This is a genomic window from Enhygromyxa salina (genome assembly GCF_002994615.1).
In the GTDB taxonomy this organism is placed as follows: domain Bacteria; phylum Myxococcota_A; class Polyangia; order Nannocystales; family Nannocystaceae; genus Plesiocystis; species Plesiocystis salina_A.
This window is the reverse complement of record NZ_PVNK01000170.1, coordinates 35,680-48,871: the sequence shown is the minus strand read 5'-3', so window position 1 is coordinate 48,871 and position 13,192 is coordinate 35,680. Positions and strand designations below refer to the sequence as shown.

The 13,192-nt window shown below is 70.3% G+C and carries 10 protein-coding genes; 4 read left to right on the top strand and 6 right to left on the bottom strand.

The window, feature by feature from the left end; genetic code table 11:
- Positions 1 to 95 precede the first annotated feature (95 nt).
- Positions 96 to 2,735 (top strand): ATP-dependent helicase HrpB, encoded by a 2,640-nt coding sequence (gene hrpB / locus ENSA5_RS19715; protein ID WP_181197950.1) that lies wholly within the window; start codon positions 96 to 98, stop codon positions 2,733 to 2,735.
- Positions 2,736 to 2,761: 26 nt separating this feature from the next.
- Here hrpB and ENSA5_RS19710 read toward each other — a convergent pair whose 3' ends face one another.
- Entirely contained in the window at positions 2,762 to 3,010 is a 249-nt protein-coding gene (locus ENSA5_RS19710; protein ID WP_106393225.1) for a hypothetical protein, read from the bottom strand.
- Positions 3,007 to 3,135 carry a hypothetical protein gene (locus ENSA5_RS39285; protein WP_258182933.1) on the bottom strand — a complete coding sequence of 43 codons (129 nt, stop codon included), beginning with the start codon at positions 3,133 to 3,135 and terminating at the stop codon, positions 3,007 to 3,009. Before ENSA5_RS39285 ends, ENSA5_RS19710 begins: the two co-directional genes overlap by 4 nt.
- A gap of 994 nt (positions 3,136 to 4,129) precedes the next feature.
- On the opposite strand from ENSA5_RS39285, the gene ENSA5_RS37905 reads away from it, so the two are divergent.
- Entirely contained in the window at positions 4,130 to 5,845 is a 1,716-nt protein-coding gene (locus tag ENSA5_RS37905; RefSeq protein WP_181197949.1) for a hypothetical protein, read from the top strand.
- A gap of 213 nt (positions 5,846 to 6,058) precedes the next feature.
- A complete protein-coding gene (locus ENSA5_RS19700) occupies positions 6,059 to 7,000 on the top strand; it encodes a tetratricopeptide repeat protein (protein ID WP_146155893.1) in 942 nt (313 codons plus the stop codon).
- A 334-nt stretch (positions 7,001 to 7,334) separates the two neighbouring features.
- On the opposite strand, the gene folB is transcribed toward ENSA5_RS19700, so the two are convergent.
- Genes folB through ENSA5_RS19680 form a run of 4 tightly spaced genes read right to left on the bottom strand, consistent with a single transcriptional unit; the run spans position 7,335 to position 11,435 of the window.
- On the bottom strand, positions 7,335 to 8,012 hold the full coding sequence (gene folB, locus ENSA5_RS19695; RefSeq protein WP_106393223.1) for a dihydroneopterin aldolase: 678 nt from the start codon (positions 8,010 to 8,012) through the stop codon (positions 7,335 to 7,337).
- 20 nt (positions 8,013 to 8,032) lie between these two features.
- Positions 8,033 to 9,586, bottom strand: a complete 1,554-nt coding sequence (locus tag ENSA5_RS19690) for a leucyl aminopeptidase family protein (protein WP_181197948.1) — start codon at positions 9,584 to 9,586, stop codon at positions 8,033 to 8,035.
- 48 nt (positions 9,587 to 9,634) lie between these two features.
- Positions 9,635 to 10,510, bottom strand: coding sequence for an OmpA/MotB family protein (locus ENSA5_RS19685; protein WP_106393221.1), 876 nt, complete (start codon positions 10,508 to 10,510; stop codon positions 9,635 to 9,637).
- Positions 10,511 to 10,559: 49 nt separating this feature from the next.
- Positions 10,560 to 11,435: a hypothetical protein gene (locus tag ENSA5_RS19680; RefSeq protein ID WP_146155892.1), complete on the bottom strand. Its 876-nt coding sequence runs from the start codon at positions 11,433 to 11,435 to the stop codon at positions 10,560 to 10,562.
- A 305-nt stretch (positions 11,436 to 11,740) separates the two neighbouring features.
- Between ENSA5_RS19680 and ENSA5_RS19675 the strand changes: the two genes are divergently transcribed.
- Entirely contained in the window at positions 11,741 to 12,784 is a 1,044-nt protein-coding gene (locus tag ENSA5_RS19675) for a hypothetical protein (protein ID WP_106393219.1), read from the top strand.
- The last annotated feature ends 408 nt before the right edge of the window (positions 12,785 to 13,192 follow it).

Genomic DNA, 13,192 nt, shown 5'->3' with positions numbered 1-13,192 from the left:
GTTTCAAACGACTGTCGCTCACATAGATATTGAATTGATTTTTCAATTTTGCCTAGTTTTACAACGCGGGCCGAGATCGAGACTAACCTCCGCCCGTGAGCCTCGATCTCGAAGCGCTCGCGGGCGGGCTCCCGATCGCGGGGATCCTGGCGGCGACCCTCGAAGCGGCGCGCCGCGGCAACGTGGTCATCGAGGCGCCGCCTGGCGCGGGCAAGACGACGATCGTGCCGCTCGCGCTGCTCGAGCACGGTCAGCTCGGCGACGGTCAGATCATCGTCCTGCAGCCGCGGAGGCTGGCGGCGCGGATGTCTGCGACGCGCACGGCCGCGCTGCTCGGCGAGCGAGTCGGGCGTCGGGTCGGCTACCGCGTGCGCTTTGACCACGCCGGGGGGAGCCAGACCCGACTGTGGTTCATGACCGAGGGCGTGCTGCTTCGGCGCCTGCGCGACGACCCCGAGCTGGCCGGCGTCGACGCGGTGGTCCTCGACGAGTTTCACGAGCGCCACCTCGACGGTGATCTCGCCCTCGCGCTGCTCCGTCGGCTCCAGCTCCGCGGCCGCCCGCCTGACCCGAACCCAGCGCCGGACGGGCCGCGGCCGCTGAGGCTGCTCGCGATGTCGGCGACGCTCGACGCCGAGCCGGTCGCCGACTTCCTCGACGCCGCGCGCCTCCGGACCGAGGGCCGGAGCTTCCCGGTCGAGATCGAGCACCGCAGCCCTCGCTCGCGCCACGCACCGGTCCCGCTCGAGCGTCGGGTCGCGTCGGCCGTCCGCGAGCTGATCGAGCGCGGCCTGATCGGCGACCCGGCGGCGCCGGGTCACGCGCTGGTGTTCTTGCCTGGCGCCCGAGAGATCCAGGCCTGCGCGCAGCAGTGCGCGCCCCTGGCCGAGCGGGCCGGGCTCGAGCTGCTCACGCTCCACGGACAGCTCGCGCGCGAGCAGCAGGACCGGGCCGTGGCGCCGAGCTCGGGCAGCAAGCTGATCTTGAGCACCAACGTGGCCGAGACCTCGATCACGATCGACGGCGTCGTCGCGGTCGTCGACAGCGGCCTCGCCCGCGTCGCCGACTTCGACCCGGGCAGCGGGCTCCCGCGCCTGAGCCTCGCGCCGATCTCCCGGGCCTCGGCGGCCCAGCGGGCCGGGCGAGCGGGCCGGACCCGCCCGGGCCTGTGCATCCGCCTCTACGCTCGCCACGATCACGATCACCGACCCGAGCACCAGCTGCCCGAGATCCGTCGCCTCGACCTCGCCGGCCCGGTCCTCGAGCTCGCGGCCGCGGGCGTCCACGCGCCCGAGGCCTTCGCGTGGTTCGAGGCGCCCGCGCCCGCGACCCTCACCGTCGCGAGCGAGCTGCTCCGGGCGCTCGGGGCGATCGACGGCCGCGGCGAGCTGCGCGAGGTCGGCCGGGCGATGCTCGGCTTTCCGCTCCACCCCCGGCTCGCGCGCCTGATGATCGCCGGGCTCGAGCTCGGGGTCGGCGAGCTCGCGGCCACGGCCGCGGCGCTGCTCGCCGAGCGCCCCTTGCGGCGCGGGCGTGGAGCTCACACCCGCGCCGCGCCGCGCACGACCGACGCCGACATCCTCGACGAGATCGAGCTGCTCGGGCGACCTCCCGACGCCGGAGCCTCGAGCACGCGCGCCGCGGTCGAGCGCGCGACCAAGCAGCTGCGCGACCTCGTCCGCAGGCGAGGGTCACTGCGAGCCCACGCAGGTCCACGGCCGACCCGCGCCAAGGCCCGCGATCGCGCCTTGCGCCAGGCCCTGCTCGTGGCCCACCCCGATCGCGTGGCCAAGGTCCGGGTCGACGAGCACGATCAACGCACGCTGGTGTTCGCGTTCGGAGGCAGCGCCGAGCTCTCGCGTGAGAGCGGCGTGCGGGCGAGCTGGGTCGTGGCCCTGCGCAGCGAGGAGCGCCGCGAGGGCACCCGTCGGCGCGCGCTCGTCCGCAGCGCGGCGGCGATCGACCCCGAGTGGCTCGTGGATCTGTTCACCGACGCGGTCACCGACACCCAGGCCCTGCGCTTCGACCCCGACCGCGGGCGCGTGGTCGGGGAGTCGGCGCTGCGCTACGGCAAGCTCACGATCGAGTCGTCGGCCATGGCCAAGCTGCCCGAGGCCGAGGCCGCGCGGGTCTTGCTCGACGCGGCCCGCTCGCTCGGGCTCGGGCGAGCGTGCGGCGAGGCCCAGGCCGAGGCGCTGACCCAGCTGCAGCTGCGCGCCCGCTTCGTCCGCGAGCATCGGCCCGAGTTCCCGATCCTCGACGACGCCCTGATCGACGCGGTGCTCGCGACCGCCTGCGTCGGCAAGACCAGCTTCGCCGAGCTCGCGCGCGCCAACGTGCCCGCGCTGCTCAGCGCCGAGCTCGGGGCCCGGGCGGGAGATCACCGGGCCCTCGATCGCCTCGCGCCGCAGCGGGTGACCCTGCCCGGCGGTCGCCGCCTGACGATCCACTACGAGCCCGACCGTGCGCCCTGGGTCGGGTCCCGCGTCCAGGACTTCTTCGGCATGGCCCGCGGCCCGCGGATCCTCGACGGCGCCGTCGCCCTGGTCCTCCACCTGCACGCGCCCAACCGTCACGACATCGCCGTGACCAGCGATCTCGCCGCGTTCTGGCGCGAGCACTACCCGGACCAGCGCAAGCGCCTGAGCCGTCGCTACCCCAAGCACGACTGGCCCCTCGATCCCCTGACCGCCGAGCCGCCGCGGCCCCGGTCCGCGAGGCGTCGGAGCCGATAGCCCCGGCGGGCCGCGCTCGCCTTGATTTAGGGGTAGGAGCCCGTGGTGCAACCCACCGTGTCGTCTCGCGCCGGGCTTCTCGTCGAGGGCAGGGAACCGAACCACCGGCCCCCGCGGTTCGGCGGGACCATCCCGCCGGGGCTGCGCTCGGGGGCGCAGTCGAGCGTGACCTGCAGCGTCGCTTCGCTGGGAGGCTCGAGCTCGCCCCAGGACTGAGCTGGGCCGAGGACTTCGGTGTGGCGGTTGCCCCCGTGAACCACGGTCAGCTCGCTCACTCCATCCGCCGCGGCGGCCGGCTCAGCCGCAGGCGCTTGCGCAGGGCCACGGGCGCGGCCTCGCTGTCGTCGCGCTTGTTCCGGCACGTCGCACAATTGCTCGCGGCTCGCTCGGCCAGGAGCACGCGCGTCTGCGGTCCTCCGCGCGGGCACCTCGACCTTCTTGCCGCGGCATTGCAACCGGACTAACAGTCCGAAGCGTAGACCAGCCGGCTCGCACTATTGCATGATGCCGCCGCTGCCACCACCAGAGCCACCGCCTGAGCCACCGCCTGAGCCACCGCCGCTATCGCCATCCTCGGGCTCGCACGAGGACAAGGGCGGATGCGGCCCGACTCCGAAGGGCTGGCAGTAGCTACCGTACGACCCCAAGGTGTTACAGGTGCAATGATCTGCACAATCACCTGAGTTCGAGCAAGACACGTAGTCACCGCTCCAAAACTCTGGGGGGTAGCTACAGACCTCGGGCGGCGGTAGGGGACTGACGCCGTGCGGTACGCAGTAGCCACCACTGCAGGCACAGTGGTCGTAACAATGGGAATCGAGAGAGCAGGAGCGGGATGGGTGGATGTCAGGGACCGGATCAGGCTGCGCGCCAGGGTTCAGGGCCAGCCCCGACGCCGAGTTCGCTTCGCCCGAGTGTTCGACCGAGGTGTCGTCGGCCTCGACTTCGAACTCGGCGTCATTTGAGGCTTCTGCGTCCCCGTCAACGAGCAGATCGATGTCGGTGGGCAGATCGTACTCGGAGTCGCAGGCGACGAGCCCGCTCAACAACAGACACGAGGAGATCGCTAGCAGGCGAAGAGCGTTCGGTGTGCGCGTGGGATATCGCTTTGTGGTCAGCTGCATTGTCTGGTCCTCATCGCTTTATGCCGGAACCACGTATTTTCTTCATCTCCCGGCCCGTGCATCATATCACACTCTCTTTGTTCGAATACGGCGATTCACTTCAATCGGTCGCGTGGACACAGGGGGCCGAAGGCCGGCAGCAGGAGCTCCCATGGTCACCCTGGACCGACGCGTGCTCCTGAGGCGTCTACGCGCCAGCGAGGACCGGTGAATGCTATCGTGGATGTGATGACAGCGCAACGAAGGTCTCGGCTCCTTGCTCCTCCCTTTGTGCTGAGCCTCGCGGCCGTGGTTGGCTGCGTCGAGCCGGGCGGCGAGGTCTCCGATTCGACATCGGAGACCAGCGCCGACACCAGCAGCACAGGCGACACCGACACTGACACCGACACCAGCAGCACAGGCGACCCCGACACCAGCTCGAGCACAGGCGACACCGAGACCGACTCGAGCACCGACGAGTCGGGCGACACGGACTCCGGCGAGTCCGGCGAGTCCGGCGAGTCCGGCGAGTCCGGCGACACGGACTCCGGCGAGTCCGGCGAGTCCGGCGACACGGACTCCGGCGAGTCCGGCGAGTCCGGCGAGTCCGGCGAGTCCGGTGACACGGACTCGGGCGAGTCCGGCGAGTCCGGCGAGTCCGGCGAGTCCGGCGAGTCCGGCGAGACGGACACGGGCGAGGAGCCCGAGGGCCCGTGTGGCTGGGAGCCGGGGCGTGGGATCATGACCCTGCTCGACGAGGACACCCTCACGGTCTCGCTGCTGCGCAACGACGCGGTCACGATCGAACTCGACACCAGCTTGCCCGCGGCGGCCGACGACGCCGTCCTCGACCTGGTCATGGACACGCGCGGTGAGTCCCTGTTTGTCGCGGTCTACGATGACCTCGGCGGCGGCATGGAGCACACCCGCGCGCACTACCGCGTCTACGACCGCGACACGGGGGCGGTCGTGTGGGAGTTCGCCGATGACGTGTGGGAACCCGAAGGGCGACCGCCCTTTGTGGCCTCGGATGGGCGCGTGGCCTTCTTCGGCTATTCACCCGCCGACGAGTCGGACAACGGCTACTCGCGTGTGCTCGGGCCCGACGGGTTGGTCGATCATTTCGTCGGCGTGGCCGTGGGCCCCGTCATGCCCGACGACTGGATGGCGATCGAGGTTGGCGAGGGCTGGAGCTATCCCCGGTTCCGCAACGTGGTCACCAAGCAGGAGGCTGACATCGTCCACACGATCTGGGCCGACGACATCGGCACATGGCTGCGCTCCGAGTCGCTGTTCATCTACCTCAGCTCAATCAACGGTGAGCTCCACGTCGTCGAGCAGCACGCCAACGATGTGACGCTGCGGCCGTGGCCGGAGCTCGAACCCTACCTGTTCGGCGACTGGACCGTCAGCTCCCTGGCCCTGCGCGGTCATGGCCACGACGTGCTGGTCCGGGTGAGCAACAACGACCAGCACCGCTGGTTGCATCTGGCCGAGGACGACACCAGCAACGACGTCTTGATGATCCCGCCACAGGGGCACTCGGCCACTGGCTGTGTGACGCAGCCTGTCGTCGGGACGCAAGGCGAGCTGTTTACGGTCTGGCGTGACGCCGCGAGCGCGAACATCTGGGAGCTGGTCGGCCCCAACGATGCTTGGGCGCCAGCCGAGCTGAGCCTGCCGGTCAGCCAATTCGCCGGGCTCTACCTCGGGATGCACGAAGGCACCTATTGGCTGACCGCCAGCGAGACCGGCAGCTGCCCCGGGGTCTGGGATCCGCCGCCGATGGAGGCCCTGCTCGGCGGCTCGTTCCAGATCATGCGGCCCCAGGACAACGCCTACGTCTCGCTCGGGTACGCGGCGAGCCTCCGGATCGCTCCCGGGGGGCTCTGCTACGCGCGCCTCGGTCCGTCGCCCGACGACCCTTGGGTTGTCGAGGATCTGCTCAGCCCGGAGACCATCGAGGTGCCTGATTTGGGCACCCTGAGCTGGATCCCCAACGATTAGGCGCCGAGCTCGCTCGCGCCGGGCGAGCCACGCGCTCGGCGAGGCCACGGCGCCAACGCGAGCGACGAGCGGAACAATATCGACACGCAGCAATGCGTGACACCCGGCGCATCATCGGCTCTCGATGCCATGTCGCCGCCGGATCGATTGGCACTTAACGGCTCATGGCCGCCTCATTGACAATGGCTCGAGTCGCTCGCCCATCGCCTCGCCATGTCCCGCCTCATGCACCTCATCCGCATCCCGCTGACGGTCTCGCTGACCCTCGCGCTTCCCGTCACCACTTTGGCGCGGCAGCCACTGGCGGTGACCACCCCCGCCAGCAACGCCCAGCTCGACGAGGACGAGAGGCTCGAGCACGCCAAGAAGCTGTATGTCGCGGCCGAGAGGTTGACCCGGCGGGGCAAATGGGCCGAGGCCGCCGATTACTACGAGCAGGCCTATTACCTCGTCCCCAGCAAGCACGGCTTCGCCCACAAGGTCGCCGTCGCCGCCTACGAGGCCGGCGACTGCGACCGCGCCCAGGAGTACCTGCTCCACTTCCTGACCTACGGCGACAGCGACAAGCACCTCGACGAGCTCGACGAGGCCCAGCGCTTGATCGAGGAGATCGACGCGAGCGGGTGCGCGAGCCAGGCGAGCTGGACAAAGCTCAACGCCGTCGCCGAGCCCGCCGAGAGCGAAGATCCCTTCAGCTTCGACGAGGACGACAAGCCCAGCGAGGACGACAAGGACGACAAAAACCTGCTCATCGGCGGCGCGGTCCTTCTCGCCCTCGGCGGCGCCGGGCTGGCCCTCGGGACCGTCGGCGCCGGCATGGCCACGAGCACCCGCAGCGAGCTCGACGCAGCTGGGAACCAACAGCCGTCCATCCCCAGCGAGTATTTCGGTAGCAACTTCAGCTGCAGCGGCGTCGCGCTTTGCCCTCCCGAACTCGAAGATCAGCTCGCGACTCGAAGGAAGCTCTCCGCGGCCGGCTTCGTGACCGGCAGCGTCCTGCTGATCGGAGGGGCGGCCCTCCTCACCCTGCGCATGCTTCGGCAGGGCAAGCTCGGCGGCCGAGCGGCGCACGTCGGTGGCGGGCCGCGACTCACCGGGCTCGGACCGACCTGGATGCCGGGCGGTGGTGGAGTCGGCGTCGCGCTCGAGTTCTGAGCAGGCTCGATCCGGGTACGAGGGGATCTCGACGAAGCTCGGGGGACGCTGTCGGCGACGAATGAGACCGCGACCGTGCAGCACCGGGCACTCGACTCGAGCTCGGCGATCAGCTCCGGCTCGGGGCTTGGCGGCTCGGCGGCGCGCCCCCTCAGCCGCCCAGTCTCCGATCACGCGCCTGGTTCGGAGCGGGGTCGTCCATCGCCGCGCTAGCACCACGGGCTGCTAGCAGCCCGGAGTGCAATGCATCGTGTCGCCTCGCGCCGGAATTTTCGCTGAGGGCGCGAAGCCAAAACGCCGCTGTACCGGGCGCGAGGCATTGCAGCCCGGGCTGCTAAACCACAATCTCGTCTTCGGGCACGAAGGGCGGGATGTCGCAGCAAAACAAGGTCGCCCGACGCGGGCCAACGTTGACGTAGCGGTGGACCCGGTGCTTGCGCCACACGACCGGCGCGAAGCCCCGGAGGCGCTCGCCGTCGCGCTCGATCGCGCCGTCGACCAGCCACTCGAGCTCGCGCATGATCTGATGGTAGTGGGCCGGGATCTCCCGCCCGGGCTCGATGTGGAGCAGATAGAGCCCGGCCTCGCGGCTCTGATGGAGGATCTCGACCTCGCCAAATTCGTTGTGCTCGCGCATGCGCACGAGCTCGCGGGCGTGGCGATGAACCTCGACGCCGGCCTCGCGGGCCCGGCCCTGCAGCGCCTGCGGCTTGTTGAGGCGCACGCGGACCTCGTCGATCATCGGGTGGACGCCGATCAGCATGGCCGCGAGCTCGCCGGCGGCGACCTCGAGCAGCTTGTAGCGGCGAAACTCGAGCAAGGTCGCGACCTCGTCGGCGACCCGCCCGTAGTCACAGGTCGCGCCGATCCGCCCGCTGTAGGCCGCGGCGGCGGTGTCGAGGCCGAGCTCGAGATCGACGAGCAGCGGCTGCGTTCGATCGCGCTCATGGGCGAACACGCCGACGATGCAGTCGACGCGGAGCTCGGTGATGAAGATCCGATCGCGGGCCATCGCCGCCGGAGACTACTCGATCACGACGCGGCGACCATGCGCCGGGCGAGCTCGACGAGCAGGCGGCAGCCGAAGCCGGTCGCGCCGGGCCCGTAGTACTCGCGCGCGAACTCGGCGTAGGCCTTGCCGCCGAGGTCGACGTGGGCCCAGGGGTAGTCGACGAACGCGCGCAGGAACGCGGCGGCCGAGCAGGGCGAGCCCGCGCTGACGCCGACGTTGCGCAGATCAGCCTTGTGGTGGCCGAGGTCGCGGTCGTGGATCTCGTGGATCGGCATCGACCACAGCAGATCTCCGCTGGCCCGCCCGGCCTCGGTGAGCAGCTCGCGGGCCCGGTCCTCGTTGCAAAACAGGCCCGCGAAGGGCTCGCCGAGGGCCGAGTGGATCGCCCCCGTCAAGGTCGCGAGGTCGACGACGAGCTCGGGCCGAGGGCCGTCTTGTTGCAGCCACGCCAACACGTCGGCGAGGACCAGGCGACCCTCGGCGTCGGTGTTTTCGACGTAGACCGTGGTCCCGTTGCAGGCGGTGAGCACGTCGCCGGGCTTGTAGGCGTGGGCGTCGATGTTGTTCTCGGTCAGCGGGCACAAGGCGATGACGCGCAGCGGGAGGTCGAGGCTCGAGATCGCGAGCATCGCCCCGATCACGGCCATGGCGCCGCACTTGTCGTGGGTCAGCTGGTGGATCGTGGGGCTGGTCTTGAGGTTGTAGCCGCCGGTGTCGTGGGTCAGGCCCTTGCCGACCAGGATCAAAGGCGCGCCGTCGAGCTCGGCGCCGTGCTCGAGCCGGAGGATGCACCCGCGCTCGCTCGCGCCGGCGTCGACGGCGGTGAACAGGCCCATGCCGGCGGCCTCGGCCTCGGCCGCCGAGGTCGTCGACAGCTCGAGCCCGAGCCCGTCGGCGGCCACGCGCGCGCGGACCCGGGCGACGATCTCGCTCGCGGTCCCGAGGTTGCCGGGCAGATCCCCGAGCTCGCGGGTGAAGTTGGTCGCGTCGACGATCTTCGCGGCCTCGCGCAGGTGCTCGGTCAGGGCTCGGCGCGCGCGCTTGGACGGCGCGAGACCGGCGAGGCAGACGCTGACCTTGCGCAGGCTGCTCGCAAGCGGGCCGTCGCTGGTGTGCTCCCACGCGCGCGGATCGTGAGCGCGCAGCTGCATGCCCTCGACGACCAGGCTCGGATCGCAGTCCTCGGGCCACGCGATCAACGCGGCGTGGCGCACGTCGGCGCTGGTGCAGGCGCGCTCGATCACGGCGCCCGTATTGCGCAGGCTTCGGCGCAAGCTCAGGGACTGGCCGTCGCGGTCGTAGCTACCCGCGTGACCCCCGAGATACTCGAGCTCGGGGTCCCAGGGCCTGGTCTCCGGGCCGAGCGAGACGCACAGGACCCGCGGCGTCGACAGCTCGCGGGTCTCGAGCCAGGTCGTGGCCTCGGCCCGGCGAACGAGCAAACGCGCCGCGTCACGGCGCAGGTGGTCGGCGAGCGGCAAGGTGGGCCGCCCGCGCGCGGGCGCCCGGAACAACACCACGTAGGCATCCGCGCTGATGTCCTCGGGCTCCCTCTCGCTGACGCTCAGACGCACGCGGCGCAGCATAACCGCCCGACTGACGCCTGGCGATCGCAGCGGGGCTCAGGCGCCCGGGGCGTTGAACATCTCTTCGATCTGCTCGGCGCCGGGGAGGCTCGACAGATCCGGGACGATCACGATCTCGATCCGGCGGTTCTGCGCGCGACCCTCTTCGGTCTCGTTGCTCGCCGTCGGGCGGCTATCGGCGAACGCGCCCGCGCTCACGCGCTTGGCCGGGAGCCCGGCGTCGACCATCTCCTTGACCACGTTGATCGCCCGGGCCGAGGCCAGCTCCCAGTTGGACGGGTAGGTCTTGGTCTTGATCGGCACGTTGTCGGTGTGGCCCTCGACCTGGAATTTGCGATCGGCGATCTGCCCGAGCAGCCCGCCGACCTCGCGGATCGTCGCCGCGCCCTCGTCGGACAGCTTGGCCGAGCCCGAGCCAAACAAGATGTCGGTCTGGAGCTCGAGGACCATGCGACCGTCGACGATCTTGGCCTTGAGCTTGCCGTTGTCGATCAGGCTCTTGAACTTGGCCAGGACCGCCCGGTACTCGTTCGCGCGGAGCTCGGCCAGGGCCTGGAGGCGCTTGAGCTCGGCCAGCGCCTGCTGCATGTCGTCGACCGAAGCCGCGAGGTTGCTGCGATCTTTGAGGACCTCGGCGAGCTGGGTCTCGGCGTCGCTGGCCCGGGCCTCGGCGATCACGAGCTGCTCTTCGAGGTCGCGGATCCGGGCCCCGAGGATGTCGACCTCCACCTCGGCCTCTTCGAGGGCGACGCCGAGGTCCTTGAGCTCACCGCGGGTGTCGGTCAGCTCGCTCCGCGCCTTGGCCAGGTCGGCCTTGATCGCCTCGTAGTCCTTGCTGCTCACGCAGCCGCTGGCCGCCGCCGTCAACAGACCCACGGTCACGGCCGCGATGATCGAAGTGCTCCGCTTCATGGCCGGAGTATGCACACCCACACAAGCGAGGGCGAACGCCTCGTGTCACTCAGTCCCCCGGACGTGGCGCGAACCCAAGCGCGAGGCCGATCGGCAGCCCCGCGAGCAACCAGATCGCCCCATAGCGACGTCGGATTTTTTTGCGCCCAGCCTCGATCCGGGCCGCGATCGCCTCGGGCTTCTCGACCAGACCCGCCTCGACGCCGAGGGGATGGTCGATCGCGCCTTGGAGGTCGGCGAGCAAGGGCTCGACCTCGCGGACCTCGTAGCTGCGCGCGAGCTTCTTGGCCGGGAAGATCATCAGCAGTAAGCCGATCGCCGCGCCCGCGAGGAGGTTGGTGATCCGATCGGTCGAGAACAACCCGCGGCGCACGGGCGCCGGGCTCGGGCGCGGACCCACCCGCGGCGGGGCGACCGGCCGCGTCGTGGCGCCCGTGCCTGGGCCCGTGCCCGCGCCTGTGCCTGGGCCCGCGCCCGACGAGGGCGCGTCGGCGGGGCGCCGCGACCGATCGTCGTCGTCGTCGTCGAGCTCGAGCACCATCGACGACGGCGGCTGGGTGGGCATGCGGCGGTTTTGGGGCGGGTGCGCGTCATCGCCGACGGGCTCGAGGTTGGGCTTCAACACGGCGCTCTCGGAGCCCGGTTTTTCGCCGGGCGCGCTGAGCTCGGCCCCGGGCCGCGGCCGGCGGGGCGGGGCGGCGGGCTTCGGCTCCGGCTTGGCCCGGCCCGCGGCCTTGCCCGAGGCCTTCCTCGCCATCGCGACCGGATCTTCGTCGACGCCGACGTCGAGCGCGTCGAGATCGAGCCCCGCGAGGCGCTCTTGGTAGTCCGCGGCGGCGGCCTCGCGCCGATCGTCGTCGCCGCCGAAGCCCTGGAGCAGGGGCGGCAAGGTCGACTTCGATCCGGAGCCTGGTTCACCAGCCACGAGACGACGTTAGCAAAGCGAGCGGGCCGGCGGCACCTGCGATGCGGCGAAAATGCGCGTGTCAGCATGTCAACGCGCTGGGGGCTGCGCGCGCGCGCGGCCGCAGATCAACGATCCGCGCCCGATTTGCTCGACCGAGGTCCGCGGCTGGGGGTTTTTTTGCACGGATCCACCGCGCCCGTATGCTGCCCTCCAATATGCGTCACCCCGACCCGAGTCCGCCGACGGCTGCGGCGCCAAAGTCCCCCACGTTCAGGGGGCTAGGAGGCAAATTGGCCGCCTTCGGCCTCGCAGCTCTGGCTTGTGTGGCGTTTTCGAGCGTCGCCGAGGCCAGCCCCGGCGTCGACGGGACGCGCAACCTCTCGATGGGCAACGCCACGCGCGGCTCCTCGACCGGGACCGACGCCGCGATCATCAACCCCGCAGGTCTGAGCTACTCGCAGCAGTTCGAGATCGAGCCGATCTATCAGTTCAACCTCCAGACCCGGACCCACGGGCTCGGCGTGTTCATCAGCGACTCGCTCAACAGCCCGCGGCTCGCCCTGGCCTTGGGCTACGTGTTCATGCGTGGGACCCCGCAGATCCGCTACGACGACATCACTGGCGAGCGCGAGTCCCTCGAGCTGGTGAATTTCGGGCACGAGGTGTCGGGCGTCTTGAGCGTGACCGCGATCAAGAACTGGCTGTTCATCGGCGTCAAACCCAAGTGGCAGTACGTCAGCTTGCGCTACCTCGACACGGAGGGCGTGGCGCTCGACTACATGCCCAAGCACAACGCGTTTGGGCTCGACGCGTCGATCGCCCTCAACTTCGTCGACTGGGCCAAGATCGCCGTGGTTGGCTACAACATCGTCGGGCCCAACCCGCCGGCGCGGACCGATGACCCGGTCAGCGAGATCACCGGGCTCGAGGTCGACGACGACCCGCGCTTCAACGACGAGAACGTCAGCCGCGTGTCCGACTACCAGCGCAGCCTCGGCCACGGCCTCGCGGTCTTCCCCCTGCGCAACCCCAACTTCAGCCTCAACATCGACGCGACCTACGACTTCACCTCGTACTGGGACACCCAAAACAAGTGGACCCGGGTCACCGTCAACGCGGGCGGCGAGTTCGTCGCCGGCCCCGTCCCGATCCGCCTCGGCGGCTGGTGGGACTCCCGCGGGCGCGGCAGCGAAGACGACCGCGGCTACGTCAGCGCCGGCCTCGGCTTCATCCGGCCCGCCAAGCTCGGCGGCGTCGGCGTCGACGTTGGCCTCGGCTTCGCCCAGCAGGTCACCGGCGCCGAGCGCAGCAAGCTCGACACCATCTTGAGCCTCAACATCGGCCTTCGGCTCCGACCGGATCTTTAGGGACCCCCCTGGGCGTTTGCGACTCTGCCACGCACTGCCGCTGCGCGGCAGGTCGCTCGGTCGCTGCGCTCCCTCGCTCGGTGGGCTGGTATGTGCCCTGCGACGGCCTCCGTGGCCCCCTAGAAGGGGGCTCGTTCTCTCGTGTGCACTGGGCCGCTTGGTTCGGAGACGATTCCCGGGCCAACGCGTGCAGGGCAACGGGGACCCATGCCCACGAGCGGTCTTCTCGGGCTCATGCTCTCGTGTGCACTGGGCCGCTTGGTGCGGAGACGATTCCCGGGCCACGCGTGCAGAGCAACCGGGACTCATGCCCACAGTGCACGAGCGGTCTTCTCGGGCTCGTTCTCTCGTGTGCACAGGCCTACTTGGCCCGGGAAGTCACCCGCACCAAGCAGGCCAGTGCACGCG